Below are 17031 nucleotides of genomic sequence, written 5' to 3' on the forward strand. Positions count from 1 at the left end.
AGTTATGGAAGCATTCACCACGCACACCGGCCGGGCCGTCCCGCTGCGGCGCTCCAACGTCGACACCGACCAGATCATCCCTGCTCACTGGCTCAAGAAGGTCACGCGGGACGGTTTCGAGGACGGGCTGTTCGAGGCCTGGCGCAAGGACCCGTCCTTCATCCTCAACCAGCCCGAGCGCAAGGGTGCGACCGTCCTGGTCGCCGGCCCCGACTTCGGCACCGGTTCGTCCCGTGAGCATGCCGTCTGGGCACTGCAGAACTACGGCTTCAAGGCCGTCATCTCCTCCCGCTTCGCCGACATCTTCCGCGGCAACTCGCTCAAGAACGGCCTGCTCACGGTGGTTCTGGAGCAGAAGATCGTGGACGCGCTGCAGGACCTCGCGGAGAAGGACCCCACGACCGAGATCACGGTCGACCTGGAGGCCCGCGAGGTGCGCACCGAGGGCATCACCGCGCCCTTCGAGCTCGACGAGAACGCCCGTTGGCGGCTGCTGAACGGGCTGGACGACATCTCCATCACCCTCCAGAACGAGGCCGACATCGCCGCGTACGAGGCCAAGCGCCCCTCGTACAAGCCGAGGACGCTCCCGGTCTGATCCGAGCGTCTCCCGGTCTGGTCCGCCTGCCTCCCAGGACCTTCCGGGTCAACTGAAGAGGTCGAGTTTCGGCCACCGCGACACCCCCGCTGTACCCCCGATCAGCCCGATCGGGGGTACAGCTGTGTCCGCACCCGAACGGCCCTGCGCGCGGTCGCGGGGCTGCCCAACTTCCCACGTTACCAAGGCTGTTGCCGGGGTACGCGGGCTGTGAGCCCGCCCCTTCCGCGCCTGTCCGGAAGGCCGTTTGAGGCGGCAGTTGCACCCTGAGCAGGCGACAACTCGCCCCAGATGGCACAATCTGTGCATGGAACACGACGGCCAACTCCAGCTGTATGCGGCGGTCGCGGACCAACTCAAGGAAGCGCACGCAAGAGTGCGCGCACTGCAAGTCCCGGAGGGCGTACGGATGGCGCTGGCCCGGAAGCTGCTGGTCATTACGGCCGCGGCCAAGCACGATCTCGCCGATGCGGCAAGGCGTCTGGAGGGGTTCATGGCGGACCTCGACGCGGGTCGAATCCCCGAAGAGGAACGCTGAACAGTCCAGAACAGCCGAGTTCGGTGCGGCGCGCGGGTGATAAGCCCGTTTCGTGTTTGATTTGCGGTATATATCTGCCTAACGTGCGAAAAAGCTTGAACACTTTCGTTCTGGCAATGTCTCCGAAGGGGAAGACGTGAACAAGGCGCAGCTCGTAGAAGCGATTGCCGACAAGCTGGGCGGTCGCCAGCAGGCCGCCGACGCTGTCGACGCGGTCCTGGACGCCATCGTCCGGGCGACCGTCGCGGGGGACCGGGTCTCGGTCACCGGGTTCGGTTCGTTCGAGAAGGTCGACCGCCCGGCCCGTTACGCCCGCAACCCGCAGACGGGCGAGCGGGTTCGGGTCCGGAAGACCTCCGTTCCGCGTTTCCGCGCGGGCCAGGGCTTCAAGGACCTGGTGAGCGGCTCGAAGAAGCTCCCGAAGAACGATGTCGCGGTCAAGAAGGCGCCCAAGGGCAGCCTGACCGGCGGGGCTTCCGCGACGGTCAAGAAGGCGGCGGCCAAGAAGGCCACCACCAGGACGGCCGCGGCGAAGAAGACCACCGCCAGGAAGACGACGGCCAAGAAGACCACGGCCACCGCGGCGAAGAAGACCGCGGCCAAGAAGGCGCCCGCCAAGAAGACCACGGCCACCGCCAAGTCCACCGCGGCGAAGAAGACCACCGCGAAGAAGGCCACGGCCAAGAAGGCCCCGGCGAAGAAGGCGACGGCCACGAAGGCCCCCGCCAAGAAGTCGGCCGCTCGCACCACCACCGCCAAGAAGGCCACCGCCCGCAAGAGGTAGGGGCACAGGGGCACTCACGCGCCGGGCCGGACTCCGCATGGAGCCCGGCCCGCGGCGTGTCCACGTCCACGCGCCCCTGGGAGAGCTTCCGGGACGCTCAGAACCTCAGGCAGGACCCGGCGGGTTCGGAACTTGTCGGAGCCTGCCGGCGGGTTCGGAGCTTGTTCGGGGCGTGCGCAGAACGTCCTCAGAACGTCTGCAGGGTCACCAGGGTGATCCGGCGCGCCTCGCCCTCGCCCTGCGTCTCGATGCGCACCCGCTGCCCGGGCCGCAGCAGCCTCAGCCCGCCCGCGTCGAACGCCGGCGCGTCGAAGGGCACCGGGGTGCCGTCGTCGAGCAGCACCTGCCCACTGCGGCTGTCGGGGTCGTACGTGTATGCGGTGGCCTGCATGGCGGCAGCCTACTGCCCGTACAGCAGCAGCCGCGCGGCCTGAGCCGCCGTGCGGGGCCCCACTCCGAGGGCCAGCGCGGCCCGCAGGTCGGCGCCGGTGTCCACGTCCTGGCGTACGGAGTCCACCGCGTCGAGGACGAGTTCCACGGCTCCGGAGGCGCGATGGCGGGCCCGGGAATCCGTGCCGAAGGCGGGCTGCAATTCCGTGCCCTTCCGGGCGGCCAGCAGAGTGGTGCCGATTGCGGCGACGTCCGGGAGAAAGGCGCGGGGAAATTCCACGGCCGCGTCCAGCACCCGGGCCAGTTCGAGTGGGCGCAGTGCCGGCAGATCGGCGTTCAGGGCCGCCACGGCGCTTTCCGGGCGCGTTGCCCGTACGACGGCCACCGCGTGCGCCAGAGCCGCGTTCAGGCCGCCCTGCGGCTCGTCGGAGACGATATGGGCGCCCAGTTCGGCCAGCTCGCGGCCGGCCCAGGGGTCGCCCGTGACGACTGCCACATCCTTCACCGCAGGGCAGGCCAGCGCGGCCGCCACGGTGTCCTGGGCGAAGGCGAGGGCCAGGCCCGGGCGCAGCCCGTCGGCGGCGGTGTCCGAGAGCCTGCTCTTCGCCCGCTCCAGGGGTTTCACGGGTACGACCAACGTCCACTGCACGAGCGTTCCGTCCTTAGTCTTGTCCCGGCCATTGTTACTCAGCCGTCACCGGGCCTTCTGGCGGTCGAGGAGCCGGGGCGTACGGTGTTCTCGACAGACCGGCGGCCTGGGGCGACACTTGTGCGGCCCTCAGGCCCTAGAGGAAGGTGTCCGCGTGCCGCGCCGCAGAATCGGCTTCTGGTACCGCCTGGCAGCGGTGCTCTGCAAACCGCCGCTGGTGGTTCTGATCAAGCGGGACTGGCGCGGAATGGAACACATTCCGGCTGATCGCGGATTTATCACGGCGGTGAACCACAATTCGCACATCGATCCCTTCGCGTACGCGCACTTTCAGTACAACACCGGCCGCGTTCCGCGATTCCTGGCGAAGAGCGGCCTTTTCCGGAAGGGATTCGTCGGTGCCGCGATGCGCGGCACCGGACAGATCCCCGTCTACCGCGAGAGCACGGACGCGCTGAGCGCCTTCCGGGCCGCGATCGCGGCCGTGGAGCGCGGCGAGTGCGTCGCCTTCTACCCCGAGGGCACCCTCACCCGCGACCCGGACGGCTGGCCCATGACCGCCAAGACCGGTGCCGCGCGCGTCGCCCTGCAGACCAAGTGCCCGGTGATTCCGGTCGCCCAGTGGGGCGCCAACAAGGTGCTGCCGCCGTATGCCAGGAAGCCCGACCTCTTCCCGCGCAAGACCCACCACGTCCTCGCGGGACCCGCGGTGGACCTGCAGCGTTTCTACGACAAGGAGATGACCCCGGACCTCCTGAAGGAGGCGACCGAGGTCATCATGGCCGCCGTCACCCGCCAGCTGGAGGAGATCCGCGGCGAGAAGGCACCGGCCACGCCCTACGACCCGCGCCGCGAGCGGATCGAGCAGCGGCGCCGGACCCGGGCGCAGACGCAACCCCAGGTGCAGGCACAGACACGGAGGCAGGCGCAGGCGCAGACGCAGCCCCAGGCGCAGACACAGCAGACACAGAGGAAGCGGGCAGAAGGGCAGAGCACGTGAGCAAGCCGGTCAAGGCGGCGGTCCTCAGCGCCGGTTCGTGGGGCACGGCGTTCGGCATGGTGCTCGCCGACGCGGGATGTGAGGTCACCCTGTGGGCGCGCCGGCCGGAGGTCGCGGAAGCGATCAACTCCACCCGGACGAACCCCGACTACTTCCCCGGTGTCGAGCTTCCGGAGACCATGCGGGCCACCACGGACGCGGCCGAGGCCGCCGCCGGTGCCGACTTCACGGTCCTCTCCGTCCCCTCCCAGACCCTGCGCGCCAACCTCGCCGAGTGGGCGCCGCTGCTCGCGCCGGACACGGTCCTCGTGTCGCTGATGAAGGGCGTCGAACTCGGTTCCGCCATGCGGATGAGCGAGGTCGTCGAGGACGTCGCCAAGGTGCCCCAGAACCGTGTCGCCGTGGTCACCGGGCCCAACCTCGCCCGTGAGATCGCCGCCCGGATGCCGGCCGCCGCGGTGGTCGCCTGTACCGACGAGGGCGTCGCCCAGCGGCTCCAGGCGGCCTGCCACACGCCGTACTTCCGCCCGTACACCAACACCGACGTCGTGGGCTGCGAACTCGGCGGTGCGGTCAAGAACGTCATCGGGCTGGCCGTCGGCATCGCGGACGGCATGGGTCTCGGCGACAACGCCAAGGGCTCGCTCATCACGCGCGGGCTGGCGGAGACGACCCGGCTGGGCCTCGTGATGGGCGCCGACCCGCTGACGTTCTCCGGACTCGCCGGGCTCGGCGACCTGGTGGCGACCTGCTCCTCGCCGCTGTCCCGCAACCACACCTTCGGCACCAACCTCGGCAAGGGCATGACCCTGCAGGAGACCATCGCCGTCACCAGGCAGACCGCGGAGGGCGTCAAGTCCTGTGAGTCCGTGCTGGATCTGGCCCGGCGCCACGGTGTCGACATGCCCATCACCGAGACGGTCGTGGGAATCGTGCACGAGGGCAAGCCGCCCGTGGTCGCTCTCAAGGAGCTGATGTCGCGCAGCGCGAAGCCGGAACGACGCTGAGCGAACCCCGCGGCGGACGCTGCCTCGTGGCCCTACCACCGGGTATTCTCAAGCCGATATGAGCACCGAGAACCTCTCCCAGAGCCCTGACCAGCCGCCTCGCAAGCCGCGTGTGGCCATCGTGTTCGGCGGGCGCAGCTCCGAACACGGGATCTCCATGGTCACCGCCGGGGCCGTCCTCAAGGCCCTCGACCGGACGAAGTACGACGTCCTGCCGATCGGTATCACCCGCGACGGCCGGTGGGCGCTCACCGCCGACGAACCCGAGCGCATGGCGATCACCGAGCGCCGCACACCCAGCGTCGAGGATCTCGCCGAGTCGGGCGAGGGCGGCGTGGTGCTCCCCGTCGACCCCACGAACCGCGAAGTCGTCTACGGCGAGCCCGGATCGGTGCCCAAGGTGCTCGGCGAGATCGACGTCGTCTTCCCGGTGCTGCACGGCCCGTACGGTGAGGACGGCACCCTCCAGGGCATGCTGGAGCTCTCCGGTGTGCCGTACGTCGGCTCGGGTGTGCTCGCCTCGGCCGTCGGCCAGGACAAGGAGTACATGAAGCGGGTGTTCACCTCCTTCGGGCTCAAGGTGGGCCCGTACGTGGTGATCCGGCCGCGTGAGTGGGAGCGCGACGAGTCGGCCGCCCGCAAGAAGATCGTCGACTTCGCCGGCGAGCACGGCTGGCCGCTGTTCGTGAAACCCGCGCGCGCGGGTTCGTCGATCGGCATCACCAAGGTGGACGACCTCTCGGGGATGGACGAGGCGATCGCCGAGGCCCAGCGGCACGACCCGAAGATCCTCGTGGAGGCGGCGCTGCGTGGCCGTGAGATCGAGTGCGGGGTGCTGGAGTTCGAGGACGGCCCGCGTGCCTCCGTCCCCGCCGAGATCCCGCCGCCGGACGCTCACGCCTACTACGACTTCGAGGCCAAGTACATCGACTCGACGCCCGGCATCGTCCCCGCCCCGCTGACGCCCCAGGAGACGGCCGAGGTGCAGAAGCTCGCCGTGGACGCCTTCGAGGCGGCTTCCTGCGAGGGCCTCGTCCGCGCGGACTTCTTCCTCACGGCGGACGGGGATTTCGTCATCAACGAGATCAACACGATGCCCGGCTTCACGCCGATCTCGATGTTCCCCCAGATGTGGCAGGCGAGCGGTGTCGAGTACGGCGAGCTGGTGGACCACTTGATCCAGGCGGCCCTGCGCCGCTCGACGGGGCTGCGCTGACCGACGACCGGCAGTGCGGGGCTGCGCTGACCAGGCTGGGGGTGCGTTCCTGCGCTGACCAGGCTGGGGGTGCGGGCCCGGCTGGGGTGCAGGGAACCGCGCGACCAGCCACCGACGCTCCACACTCTTGCGACGGTTGAACCGACTGAGTCGGCTGAACCGACTGAACCGACTGAGTCGGCCGAGTCGGTTCAGCCGTCGCGGCGCCTAGTCGGCGATCCCTTCGGGGATCGACTTCTTGATAGCCGGTGCGAGATCTATCAGGACGCTTGAGCTGTCCGGTCCCTTCGGCACCGTCACCTCGACATACGCGCTGCGATTGGCCGTGGTGAAGCGGTACGTCCCGCCGTCCCGCTTCTCCATCAGCCAGTCGACGCCGTTCACCCCGCCGGCGACCGCGTCCGCGTCGGCACCTTGCGCCACCTTCGGGTCGATCATCTTCGGCGGCTGTGTGACACCGCAGCGCAGTATGATCTGCGGGCCTCCCCAGCCCGTGGTCAACGCGGAGGCGGGCTCGGGATCGTGACGGCTCTCACCGTCCACCGTGGGCGGCAGTACCTTGTCCAGGGCCCGGCACAACCGGGCGGCCTTCGCGCCCGGACGGGGAACCGCCGCCGACGCGCTGTCGTCTGCTGAGGAGCAGCCCGCGATCGTGATCAGCAGAACGCACGCGGGCCCGACGAGGATGGGGCGCCGGTGACGGAAGAAGTTCACCGGTCAAGGGTAGACGGGGGCTACAGATGAACGACCGGGCAGGTCAGGGTGCGGGTGATGCCGTCCACCTGCTGGACTTTCGCGACCACCATGCGGCCGAGATCGTCCACGGTGTCGGCCTGGGCGCGCACGATGACGTCGTACGGTCCTGTCACGTCCTCGGCCTGAATGATTCCGGGGATCTTGCTGATCGTCTCGGCGACGGTCGACGCTTTGCCGACCTCCGTCTGGATCAGGATGTACGCCTGTACCACGGAACCTCCAGGGCGGCCACGAGGATCATGTGGGGAAAAGGAACGCCACGGTATCGCGTCGCCGCTCGCCGCGGGGAGACCCGCGCGGGCCGTGACGTGCGCGCCGGAGCACGGGCACGACAGAAGTTGACGGTCACCTCGACCGTATCGAGGACACTGGTGACGCGCGAGCGGGCACGGACAGGGACAGAAGGGGTGTAAGGGTAATGAAGGGCACTGTTGGTGAGCTCGGTGAGTTCGGGCTCATCAGGGAGCTCACCTCCCGTCTCACCACCACCCCGGCGGTCCGGGTCGGCCCCGGCGACGACGCCGCGGTGGTCGCCGCGCCCGACCGACGGGTCGTGGCCAGCACCGACATCCTCCTGGAGGGCCGGCACTTCCGCCGCGACTGGTCCACCGCCTACGACGTGGGCCGCAAGGCCGCCGCGCAGAACCTCGCCGACATCGCCGCCATGGGCGCCGTTCCGACCGCGCTGCTGCTCGGTCTGGTCGTCCCCGCCGAACTCCCGGTGACCTGGGCGAGCGAGCTGATGGACGGGCTGCGCGACGAGTGCCAGGTCGCGGGCGCCTCCGTGGTCGGCGGGGACGTCGTCCGCGGCGACACGATCATGGTGTCGATCACCGCGCTCGGCGACCTGCGCAACAACGAGCCCGTGACGCGCGGGAACGCCCAGCCCGGTGACCTCGTCGCGGTGACCGGCTGGCTGGGCTGGTCCGCCGCCGGGTACGCGGTGCTCTCCCGCGGCTTCCGCTCGCCGCGCGCCTTCGTGGAGGCGCACCGGCGTCCCGAGCCGCCGTACCACGCCGGTCCCGCCGCCGCCGGACTCGGGGCGACCGCGATGTGCGATGTCAGCGACGGGCTGATCGCGGACCTCGGGCACATCGCGGAGGCCAGCAAGGTCCGTATCGACATCCGCTCCGGCGCGATCGACATCCCGTCCCAGATGCACGACATCGGGCAGGCCGTCGGCGTCGACCCCATGCAGTGGGTGCTCACCGGGGGAGAGGACCACGCGATCGTGGCGACCTTCCCACCGGACGTGAAGCTGCCGGCCCGCTGGAAGGTGATCGGCGAGGTGCTCAACCCGTCGGCGCTGCCCCAGGTGACCGTCGACGGGGCACCGTGGACCAAGAAGGGCGGTTGGGACCACTTCGGGGACATCGAGTCATGAGCCTGCCCAGGGTGCTGACCGTGGCGGGCTCCGACTCCGGCGGGGGCGCGGGCATCCAGGCCGACCTGAAGACCATGCTCGCGCTCGACGTGCACGGCATGAGCGTGATCACGACGGTCACCGCGCAGAACTCCCTCGGTGTGCAGAGCGCTTGGGAGCTGCCGGTGGAGGCGGTGCGGGCGCAGTACCGGAGTGTCGTGGACGACATCGGCGTACAGGCGGTCAAGACCGGGATGCTGGCGTCCGTGGAACTCGTCGAGGCGGTCGCCGAGTTGATCGGCGGGACGGACGCACCGGCCGTCGTCGACCCGGTGGGGGTATCCAAGCACGGGGATTCACTGCTGGCCGCGTCCGCGCTGGACTCCGTACGGACGAAGCTGCTGCCGGTGGCCACCGTGGCGACGCCGAACCTGGACGAGGTGGCCCAGCTGACCGGGGTGCACGTGGAGTCGGAAGAGGGTCTTCGGGGGGCCGCGGCCGCCGTGCTGGCGTACGGCCCGCGCTGGGTGCTGATCAAGGGCGGTCATCTGCCGGGCGACGCCGTCGACTTGCTCACCGACGGTTCCGAGGAGCACTGGCTGCGCGCGCCGCGCCATGACAACCGGCACACGCACGGCACGGGCTGCACCCTCGCGTCCGCGATCGCGTCGCAGCTCGCGAAGGGGCAGACGGTGCCGGAGGCGGTGGCGGCGGCCAAGGAGTACGTCACCGGGGCGATCGCCGCCGGGTTCGCACTCGGGGACGGCATCGGGCCGGTGGATCACGGCTGGGCGTTCAGGACGGGTGGTCCCGGGGTCTGAGCCGGTCGCCGCCTTCTTGATCAGCCTCTTGACCTTTGAGGAGCCGGCGCAGCGCCAGCGGTTCTGGGTTCTGGTACGCGCTCGGGGGCGCCACCGAGCGCCAGGTCGGCCCCAGGTGAGGGGCCGTACGGGTGAGTGAGCACGTGCGCGTGGTCGAGCGCGCGAAAAAGCCGGTCCGCACGAGGTGGACCGGCTTTTTGCAGCGAACCAGCAGTGGCCGCGCGCGATGGGGGTCCCCCGCATCGACCGAAGTCGAGAGGTGGGGGATGTGCGTCAGCGCGAGACCTTGCCGGCCTTGATGCACGAGGTGCAAGCGTTCACGCGCTTCGGCGTCCCGCTGACCACAGTACGTACACGCTGGATGTTCGGGTTCCAGCGACGGGACGTACGGCGGTGCGAGTGCGAGATGCTGTTGCCGAAGCTCGGCCCCTTGCCACAGACGTCGCAGTTGGCAGCCACGGGTCACTCCAAAGACTTCAGATGCTCTTACGGTGGATCCCGGCATGCCGGGATCGAGATCGTAGGATCAGAGATCTGAGTGGCGCTGCCAGGGGGAGAGCCCGATCGGGATCGGGCAACCGGAGCAGCATACAACGACTGCGCCAGCAGAACGAAACTACCATGGCTGCTCAGGGCCCTGCCCCCGGCCCTCTTCCGCTGGACAACGCCCCGAGGTCTACGCTGCGTCCCACGTCCAGCAGTTCAAGGAGGCGCAGGTGGCGCAGGTGCCGCAGACATTCTTCGATGCTCTCGCGGTGCGCACCTGGTGCGGTCTCGCGCTGGCCGCGCTCGGACGGGCGCGCGAGGAGATCGACGCGATCAACGTCTACCCCGTGGCGGACGGGGACACCGGCACGAACCTGTATCTGACCGTGGAGTCCGCCGCCGGGGCTGTGGAGGCGGTGTTCGCAGGCCACGAGGCCGGGCGGGCCGCCGGCCGGCCGACCCTCGCCGATGCCCTGCGGGCGATGGCGCACGGGGCCCTGATAGGCGCGCGGGGCAATTCGGGGACGATCCTGGCGCAGTTGCTGCGGGGCATGGGGCAGGTGCTCGCCGCCGACGGTGAGACCGCTCACACCGACGGGCCGGGCCTCGGGCTCGCTCTGCGGCACGCGGCCGACTCCGCTCGCCAGGCTGTGGCCCACCCGGTCGAGGGCACGGTCCTCACGGTCGCCTCGGCCGCGGCCGACGCGGCCACCGCAGCCGTGGGCGACTGCGCGGCGGTGGCCCGGGCCGCCCATGAGGGAGCGTGCACCGCCCTTGCCGCCACCCCGGGCCAGCTGGCCGTCCTGGGGCGCGCCGGGGTGGTCGACGCGGGCGGACGGGGGCTGGTGGCGGTCCTCGGGGCCCTGGTGCAGACGTTCACGGGGGAGTCGCCCGGCGCGGTGTCCGGTTCCGGGGTGTACGTGCACACGCGCGTGGGGCACGACGGGACCGACAGCGGGCAGGCGGGCGGGCGCGAGGCTCAGGGGATGTCGTACGTCCGTACGGGATCCGGGGACGAGGTCAGGAAAGCCTCTGACCTCCTCCCCGAGGCCGATACCGCGGCCCTCCACGCGCGCGTGGTGGAGGATGAGGATGTGGAGGATGAGGAGGATTTCGGGCAGGAGACGCACGGCGATCCGGCGTCCCCCGCGCGCGGGTCCTCGGATCCCGAGGACCCCGAGGACGGGGAAGCCTGCGCGGACGGGTCGGCGGGACCGGGGGAGCACGGGCCGGCCTTCGAGGTCATCTACCTCCTGGAGGCGGCGGACGACGCGGTCGCGCGGCTTCGGACGCGGCTCGACGCCCTCGGGGACTCGCTCGTCGTGGTGGGCGGCGACGGGCTGTGGAACGTGCATGTCCACGTCGACGACGCCGGCGCCGCCGTGGAGGCGGGTGTCGAGGCCGGGCGGCCGTACCGGATCCGGATCACCCACTTCGGGCTCGGCGATGTGCACACCACCGGCGCCGAGCGGCCGCCCCGGGAGCGGGCCCAACGTGCCGTCGTGGCCGTCGTGCCCGGCGAGGGACTGGCTGGGCTGTACACCGAGGCGGGTGCGACCACGGTGCTCGCCCGGCCCGGGGAGCCGCCCGCGAGCGGAGAGCTCGTGGAGGCCGTACGGCGAGCCCACGCGCGCGAGGTGGTGCTGCTGCCCAACGACGCGGACCTGCGGCACACCGCCGCCGCTGCCGTCGAACAGGCCCGCACCGAGGGCATCCGGGTGGCCCTCATCCCGACCCGCTCCGCGGTCCAGGGCATCGCCGCGCTCGCCGTGCACGAGCCGGAGCGCCGCTTCGACGAGGACGTCGTGACGATGACCTCGGCGGCCGGGGCCACCCGGTATGCCGAGGTCGTCGTCGCGGAGCGCCAGTCCTGGACCATGGCCGGCATCTGCCAGGCCGGTGACGTCCTCGGGCTCATCGACGGCGACGTCGCCGTGATCGGCGCGGACGTCCGGGCGACCGCGGAGACCGTCCTCGACCGCATGCTCTCGGCCGGCGGTGAACTGGTCACCCTCGTCCTCGGTGACGAGGCCCCCGACACCGTCGCCGACCAGCTGGAGACGCACGTACGGGAGGCGTACCTCGCCGTCGACACCGTGGTGTACCAGGGCGGACGGCAGGGGGCCGTGCTGCTCATCGGCGTCGAATAGCGACGTTCCGTCGCCGTCTTTCAGCCTCGTGTGCTCAGCTGCCGCCCTTCAGTCGCTCGCGTGTTCGGCTGCGGCCCTCAGCCGGTTGTCTGTTCCGCCGTCGCACCGCAGCAGCCTGTCTCTCTCGCCCGCTGCATGGTCGGCCGGCTGTTCCCTGTCTGCTGCTCAGCCGGCCGTCCGGTATCCCGCCTGCCGCTCAGCCGGCCGCCTGTTCCCCCACCCGCTGCTCAGCCGGCCGTCCGCTGCTCCACCACGTCGAGGAGTTGCCGGGCCTCGGACCGGCGTGCCCGCGCGGTCTCGTCCGGGTCGCCGGCGTGCGCCGCCAGTACCGCACGCGCGCGTGCCGCCGCGTCTCCGGGACGGCTGAGGTCGGCCTCCAGCCAGCCCGCGGCGAGTTCGGCGCCGGTGCGGCTGGGCAGGACCTCGGGCCCCAGGGCGGAGAACACGACGATCGCCTCCGCCATCTGGGCCAGGGCCTCCTCCAGCACGGTCCGGACCGAGACGTCCGCGGGGCCCGCGGGGTCCGCGGGGCCTTCGGGGCCCTCGGCGTTTTCGGTGTCCTCGGCTGCCGAACGGGCGAGCAGGTCGCCGAACTGCCGGTGGGTGTGGCCACGTTCCGCCACGAGCCGCAGCCGCGTCTCTTCGTCGTCAGGGGCCGCGCCCAGCGCCGCCTCGCACTCCCGGACCGCGCCCGCCATCAACTCCCGGGCAGCGTCGGTCCCGTCCTCGCTGCGCAGCGCGAGCCAGGCTCGGGCCCGCAGCGAGCGGACGAGGCCGTGGACGTTGTCCAGGGCCCGCCACAGGTCGCCCGCGCGCGTGTAGGCCCGGTCCGCCTCGGCGGGCAGCCCCGCCTGCCCGAGGGACTCGGCGGCGAGATGGGCGAGCGTCGCGTGATCGTGCTGCTCCGGCCAGTGCCGGGCGATCTCGGCTGCCTGGAGCCGCCGTTCGGCCGCCTCGCGGTGCTCGCCGAGTTCGCTCAGACAGTCGCCGAGCCACCACTGCGTCTGCACGATCGCGCCGTCGCCGTGCGTCTCGACGCTCAGGTCGGTCAGCGCCGACTCCAGCACCTCCGCGGCCTCCGCCCAGCGGCCCTGCCGCACCAGGAACCCGCCGAGCTGGTGCCGGGCCCAGGCACCGAGCGTCGGCCCCTCACCGGCCTCGTCGGCCCAGTGCGCCGCCTCCAGGGCGTGCTCGGCGGCCTCCTCGGCCTCCCCCCGGCCGCCGACGACCTCGGCGAGCTGGAGGTGCAGCTGCGTCCGTCCCGTCGGCTCCAGGTGCGGTCCGCCGTGCTCCAGGGCGGACCGCAAGGCCCGTTCCGTCTCGGCCAGGTCTCCGAGGTGGTGCGCGAGTGCGGCGAGCCGGGCCTCGTACTCCACGGCGAACCACGGCAGTCCGGCCCCGACAAAGCCCTCCGCCGCCCGTGTGAACAGTTCCGCGGCCGTCTCCACGTCCCCGGACCGCGTCGCCAGCTCCGCGAGCATCGCCTGTGCCTCGGCGGCCCGCGCGGCGAGCCGGACGTCGTCCCCGATGTGCCCGTCGACCAGGGCCAGCACCTCCCGGACGGCCGTCTCCGCCTCGGCGAGCACCGGCGCGAACGAGCCGCCGCCAGGGCTTACGTCACCCTGAGAGCGGTCGATTTCGGTGGGGCCCTCAAGAGGCTCTTCGTCCGCACCGGGCTCCTCAAGGGCGGCGTCCCCCTCCTGCACCCGCCGCATCAGAATGCGCGCCCGTCCCATCAGCACCGATGCCGTCTGCCGTACGCCCGTCTCGCCCTCGGCGTACAGCGCGAGGATCTCGTCGTAGGGGCCGGTGACCGCCGAGAGCGCCTCGTCCACGTGGCCCGCGAGGGCGTGGACGTAGGCCGCACGCGTGTGTGCCGCCAGTGCCTCACCGGGGTCGTCCGCCTCCGCGTACAGCTCGGCGGCGCGTTCGAACAGCGGTATGCCCTCCGGGCCGAGGTCCATCGCCCGGTGGTCGGCGATCTCCGCCTGGTCGCGGGCGGTCAGCTCGACGCCCTCCGCGGCCAGGGCCACGGCCGCCCACGCATCGCCGGCGTTCGGCTGCAGGGTGTCCGACAGCCGCCGCGCCTCGGTGAGCAGCGCGGCCAGATCGGGCTCCTGAGGGGACGCGGACGCCGGTGCGGCCGCCACCGCCGGCACGGAGACCGTCCGTACCGAACGCACCCCCAACGGCAGCCGCTCCACCAGCGGCCGCTGCGCCATACGCGCGCGTGCCCGCTCGCTGACGTACCCGGTGCCGTTGCGTCCGTCGAAGCGGGCGGCCAGTGCGAGGGCCTCCCCGCGCGCGTGGGCGGCGAGATCCCGTGCGGTCCATGCCCGGCCCGCCGGCCCGGGCACCCGCTGGTCGCCGAGTCCGAGCTCGGTCAGCCGGTCCATGAGCAGCGCCACCACGGTCATGAAGCTCAGCCCGCTGCGCGGTTGTCCGCCGTCCGTGAAGTACTCCGGCCGCTCCGCGAGCAGCTCAAGGCCCCGTGCCTCGTTCCCGGTGAGCGCGCAGAACTCGACGTGGGACGCGTAGGCGCCGCGCATGCTCTCCATGGCCCGCACGAGCCGGAAGCCCCGCAGATGATGGGCCCGCGCCTCGTCCACGCGGCCCAGCCGCAGCAAGGGGGCCAGGGAGGCCGAGAGGATCGTGTGCGGCTCGTGGGCGCAGCTGAACTCGCCCGTGAGGACCGGGCCCCACAGCTCCAGCGCCTCGGCGTCCCGGCCCCGCTCCGTCTGCCACCAGCCCTGCCCGTGCAGTTCGCAGGCGTGGCAGTCGGCCATGCTGTCCCGGTCGGCGGCCAGCCACGCGGCGTACGCCCGATCGGCCCGCGCCACGTCCCCGATGTGCGCGGCCACACTGAACTCGGCACTGCGCACGGCCCGTTCGGAGTGACCGGCGAGCCGGTAGCGGTGCTCCATCTCGCCGAGCCACTTCTCGACGGACGCCAGCGGGATGTGCGGCTGGTCGAGCATGCCGGCCGACATCCACTTGAAGACCCAGTGCAGCGAGTGCGTCTCGTACTCGTCGAAGTCCTCGGGCCGCTCGTCCCACATGCGCAGCAGGCGCGCGAACGGGACGAACATCTTGTCCTTCTCGGAGCTGTAGTTGTAGACCTTCAGCTGGTGCCCGAGCGCCTCGATCACCCCGAGCGGGATGTTCAGCCGCTCCGCCTCGACGAGCAGCTGCTCCGCGCGCGCGTTGCGTCCCGGCCCCTCCGGCTCCTCGGAGTTCTCCGCCATTGCCTGACGGAGGCCGTCGAAGTCCGTGATCTCACTCATCGGTGACCGTCCTCGCTGTGCGTGGCCCATTCCAGGAGGCCGATGAACGACCGGTTCAGCAGTGCCGAGTCCGCCGGTCTGAGCGGCCGCTGCGCCATCAACAGGGCCTGCCCGTACAGGGACTCCGTGGCGGTGCCGATCAGTTCCGGGTCGCCGAGTGAACTGATCCGCCGGATCAGCGGGTTGAGATGGTTGAGCACCAGCCGCGCGCGCGGGGCGCTGCCCCGCAGCGAGCCGAGGATGCCCGCCCACAGGTCGTCGGCCTGCTCCTCGGCCTCCGCCCGGGCCTGTTCGTGCCGGGCCGCCCGGTCGTCCAGGTGCAGTGCCGGCACGGAGAGGGGATGGAAGGCGCGCAGTACGACATCACAGCCCAGGGGGTCGAGTTTCGCCCGCGCGGTCGCCAGGAAGCCGGACAGCGCCAGTTCCTCGGCCGGGTCGACCGCGTCCAGGTGCGCCGTCACGGTGTCGGCGTCCAGCTCGGCGACCACCGTCCCCGGCCGCACCGAGGGCAGCGCCTCGATCAGTTCGCTGTCGTACGTGTAGCCGCCGTTGATCACTCCGACACCCTGTGCGGAGGCGATCGGCGCGACCTGCCGGAACTCCTCGACGGTCCGCGTGAAGTGCACCACCGGGTGCCGCTGCGCGAACTCCTCCAGGGACAGCTGTCCGTCGGTCGTCTCGAAGGGCAGCCACGGCAGCATCGTGCGCAGCATCTCCGTGTCGTGCCGCGCGAGGGACTTCACCCCCAGGTGGTGCACCGACAGGAACGCCGCCAGCCGTTCCGGATCACCGGCCGCCAGGCCCGTCAGCCAGGACCGGATCCGTTCGCCCAGCGCCTCCCGAACGGCCGCCAGCGTCTCGTCCTCGTAGAGCGACTCGCGCGAGGCCGTGGGCCGCAGGCTGTCGGTGTCCAGGACGCAGCGCACGAAGAACGCCCAGTCGGGCAGCAGCTGTTCGCCCCGCTCGGTCAGCAGCATGCCCTTCAGGTGCACCCGGTGACCTGCCCGCTGGGCCGGGCTGACCGCCGACGGCAGGACGTACGCCACCCCACGGATCCCGGCGACCGGCACGGCCAGGTCGATCGCGTCCAGCGGGGTGAAACCGAACAGGTCGTGACAGTGCCGGGCCAGCGCCACCCGGCGTCCCGCGGGACTCGGATACGCCCGGTCCCAGGGCGCGGGCAGATCGGTGACCGCCTCCTCGCCCACCCGCACGTCGTACGGCAGCAGCGACCCGAACTCCCGCGCCAGCGCCAGGACACGTTCCCCCGTGAGCCACTCGCCGGCCCCGGCCCGGGCCGTCAGATGCACGGTCGTGCCCGGTTCGGGGCGGGCCTCGGCCGGCAACGTCCGCACGGTGTACGAACCGTCGTCGCTCGCCGTCCACTCCACGGGCGCCGCATCCGGCGCACGGGCGCTGCGGCTGACCACCCGGATCCGCTCGGCGACCACGAAACAGGCGAGCAGCCCGATGCCGAACTGCCCGAGGAAGTCCGAGCGGGCCTCCTGGAGCGCGTCGGCCCGCTTGGAGCTGCGCCCGATGGTCGCCAGCAGGGTGTGCACGTCCGACTCGGTGAGCCCGACGCCCGTGTCCTCGACACGCAGGGACCCGCCCTCGGCGTACAGCCGCACCCGGGCAGGGGCGTCCGGCTCCTCCGCCCGCCGGGCGGTGATCGCGTCCACCGCGTTCTGCAGGAGCTCGCGCAGATAGACCTTGGGGCTGGAGTAGAGGTGATGGGAGAGCAGGTCCACCAGGCCGCGGAGGTCGACCTGGAACGTATGGGGTGCCTGGGATGCCTGGGATGCCTGTGCGGTCTGGGAGTCCATCGTCACAGCGCCGGTGAGGGGACGGGCGACGGCGCGGGGTCGGGCGGTCCCGGTGGGGCGGTGACCGCGGGATGGCTGGTGCCGGGAGCGCGTCATCCTACGGCTCCAACCAGCCGTCTGACCAGGGGTTTCCCACGACCTGTACGGCATTGTCAGTGGTGTG

16 protein-coding genes are annotated in these 17031 nt (G+C 71.4%); 9 read left to right on the plus strand and 7 right to left on the minus strand.

The window, feature by feature from the left end:
• The first annotated feature begins 4 nt into the window (after positions 1 to 4).
• The 3 genes from leuD (at position 5) to M2271_RS09340 (ending at position 1920) form a co-directional block, all read left to right on the plus strand.
• Positions 5 to 598: a 3-isopropylmalate dehydratase small subunit gene (leuD, locus tag M2271_RS09330; protein ID WP_280886640.1), complete on the plus strand. Its 594-nt coding sequence runs from the start codon at positions 5 to 7 to the stop codon at positions 596 to 598.
• A 307-nt stretch (positions 599 to 905) separates the two neighbouring features.
• A complete protein-coding gene (locus M2271_RS09335) occupies positions 906 to 1136 on the plus strand; it encodes a hypothetical protein (RefSeq protein ID WP_280886641.1) in 231 nt (76 codons plus the stop codon).
• 136 nt (positions 1137 to 1272) lie between these two features.
• Entirely contained in the window at positions 1273 to 1920 is a 648-nt protein-coding gene (locus M2271_RS09340; RefSeq protein WP_280886642.1) for an HU family DNA-binding protein, read from the plus strand.
• Between the two features lie 187 nt (positions 1921 to 2107).
• On the opposite strand, the gene M2271_RS09345 is transcribed toward M2271_RS09340, so the two are convergent.
• Both M2271_RS09345 and cofC read right to left on the minus strand, forming a co-directional pair.
• On the minus strand, positions 2108 to 2311 hold the full coding sequence (locus tag M2271_RS09345) for a hypothetical protein (RefSeq protein ID WP_280886643.1): 204 nt from the start codon (positions 2309 to 2311) through the stop codon (positions 2108 to 2110).
• Positions 2312 to 2320: 9 nt separating this feature from the next.
• Entirely contained in the window at positions 2321 to 2959 is a 639-nt protein-coding gene (gene cofC, locus M2271_RS09350; protein WP_280886644.1) for a 2-phospho-L-lactate guanylyltransferase, read from the minus strand.
• 154 nt (positions 2960 to 3113) lie between these two features.
• Between cofC and M2271_RS09355 the strand changes: the two genes are divergently transcribed.
• Genes M2271_RS09355 through M2271_RS09365 form a run of 3 tightly spaced genes read left to right on the plus strand, consistent with a single transcriptional unit; the run spans position 3114 to position 6182 of the window.
• A complete protein-coding gene (locus tag M2271_RS09355; RefSeq protein WP_280886645.1) occupies positions 3114 to 3959 on the plus strand; it encodes a lysophospholipid acyltransferase family protein in 846 nt (281 codons plus the stop codon).
• Positions 3956 to 4966 carry an NAD(P)H-dependent glycerol-3-phosphate dehydrogenase gene (locus tag M2271_RS09360; RefSeq protein ID WP_280886646.1) on the plus strand — a complete coding sequence of 337 codons (1011 nt, stop codon included), beginning with the start codon at positions 3956 to 3958 and terminating at the stop codon, positions 4964 to 4966. Before M2271_RS09355 ends, M2271_RS09360 begins: the two co-directional genes overlap by 4 nt.
• Positions 4967 to 5024: 58 nt before the next feature.
• Positions 5025 to 6182 carry a D-alanine--D-alanine ligase family protein gene (locus M2271_RS09365; RefSeq protein ID WP_280886647.1) on the plus strand — a complete coding sequence of 386 codons (1158 nt, stop codon included), beginning with the start codon at positions 5025 to 5027 and terminating at the stop codon, positions 6180 to 6182.
• A 207-nt stretch (positions 6183 to 6389) separates the two neighbouring features.
• Here the strand turns inward: M2271_RS09365 and M2271_RS09370 are convergent, their stop codons facing one another.
• Positions 6390 to 6896 (minus strand): DUF3515 domain-containing protein, encoded by a 507-nt coding sequence (locus M2271_RS09370; protein WP_280886648.1) that lies wholly within the window; start codon positions 6894 to 6896, stop codon positions 6390 to 6392.
• A 20-nt stretch (positions 6897 to 6916) separates the two neighbouring features.
• Positions 6917 to 7150, minus strand: a complete 234-nt coding sequence (locus tag M2271_RS09375; RefSeq protein ID WP_020138723.1) for an Lrp/AsnC ligand binding domain-containing protein — start codon at positions 7148 to 7150, stop codon at positions 6917 to 6919.
• Between the two features lie 206 nt (positions 7151 to 7356).
• Between M2271_RS09375 and M2271_RS09380 the strand changes: the two genes are divergently transcribed.
• Together M2271_RS09380 and thiD are read left to right on the plus strand one after the other, a co-directional pair.
• Complete coding sequence (locus tag M2271_RS09380; RefSeq protein WP_280886649.1) at positions 7357 to 8322, plus strand: thiamine-phosphate kinase; 966 nt, start codon at positions 7357 to 7359, stop codon at positions 8320 to 8322.
• Entirely contained in the window at positions 8319 to 9122 is an 804-nt protein-coding gene (gene thiD, locus M2271_RS09385; protein ID WP_280886650.1) for a bifunctional hydroxymethylpyrimidine kinase/phosphomethylpyrimidine kinase, read from the plus strand. Before M2271_RS09380 ends, thiD begins: the two co-directional genes overlap by 4 nt.
• 273 nt (positions 9123 to 9395) lie before the next feature.
• On the opposite strand, the gene rpmB is transcribed toward thiD, so the two are convergent.
• Positions 9396 to 9581, minus strand: a complete 186-nt coding sequence (gene rpmB, locus M2271_RS09390; protein ID WP_107021922.1) for a 50S ribosomal protein L28 — start codon at positions 9579 to 9581, stop codon at positions 9396 to 9398.
• A gap of 257 nt (positions 9582 to 9838) precedes the next feature.
• Here rpmB and M2271_RS09395 point away from each other — a divergent pair, with 257 nt between their 5' ends.
• Positions 9839 to 11758 (plus strand): DAK2 domain-containing protein, encoded by a 1920-nt coding sequence (locus M2271_RS09395; protein WP_280886651.1) that lies wholly within the window; start codon positions 9839 to 9841, stop codon positions 11756 to 11758.
• A 227-nt stretch (positions 11759 to 11985) separates the two neighbouring features.
• Here M2271_RS09395 and M2271_RS09400 read toward each other — a convergent pair whose 3' ends face one another.
• Both M2271_RS09400 and M2271_RS09405 read right to left on the minus strand, forming a co-directional pair.
• Positions 11986 to 15042, minus strand: coding sequence for a tetratricopeptide repeat protein (locus M2271_RS09400; protein WP_280886652.1), 3057 nt, complete (start codon positions 15040 to 15042; stop codon positions 11986 to 11988).
• Positions 15039 to 16868, minus strand: a complete 1830-nt coding sequence (locus M2271_RS09405) for an HSP90 family protein (protein ID WP_280886653.1) — start codon at positions 16866 to 16868, stop codon at positions 15039 to 15041. The genes M2271_RS09400 and M2271_RS09405 overlap by 4 nt, the downstream gene beginning before the upstream one ends.
• Between the last annotated feature and the right edge of the window lie 163 nt (positions 16869 to 17031).

Origin of the sequence: Streptomyces sp. LBL, assembly GCF_029893585.1 — a bacterium.
Lineage (GTDB): Bacteria > Actinomycetota > Actinomycetes > Streptomycetales > Streptomycetaceae > Streptomyces.

Excerpts from the sequence above, each read along its gene's own strand:
- M2271_RS09380 (WP_280886649.1), top strand. The coding sequence starts at position 7,357 with ATGAAGGGCACTGTTGGTGAGCTCGGTGAGTTCGGGCTCATCAGGGAG.
- M2271_RS09365 (WP_280886647.1), top strand. The coding sequence starts at position 5,025 with ATGAGCACCGAGAACCTCTCCCAGAGCCCTGACCAGCCGCCTCGCAAG.
- M2271_RS09345 (WP_280886643.1), bottom strand. The coding sequence starts at position 2,311 with ATGCAGGCCACCGCATACACGTACGACCCCGACAGCCGCAGTGGGCAG.
- M2271_RS09335 (WP_280886641.1), top strand. The coding sequence starts at position 906 with ATGGAACACGACGGCCAACTCCAGCTGTATGCGGCGGTCGCGGACCAA.
- thiD (WP_280886650.1), top strand. The coding sequence starts at position 8,319 with ATGAGCCTGCCCAGGGTGCTGACCGTGGCGGGCTCCGACTCCGGCGGG.
- M2271_RS09405 (WP_280886653.1), bottom strand. The coding sequence starts at position 16,868 with ATGGACTCCCAGACCGCACAGGCATCCCAGGCATCCCAGGCACCCCAT.
- M2271_RS09400 (WP_280886652.1), bottom strand. The coding sequence starts at position 15,042 with ATGAGTGAGATCACGGACTTCGACGGCCTCCGTCAGGCAATGGCGGAG.
- leuD (WP_280886640.1), top strand. The coding sequence starts at position 5 with ATGGAAGCATTCACCACGCACACCGGCCGGGCCGTCCCGCTGCGGCGC.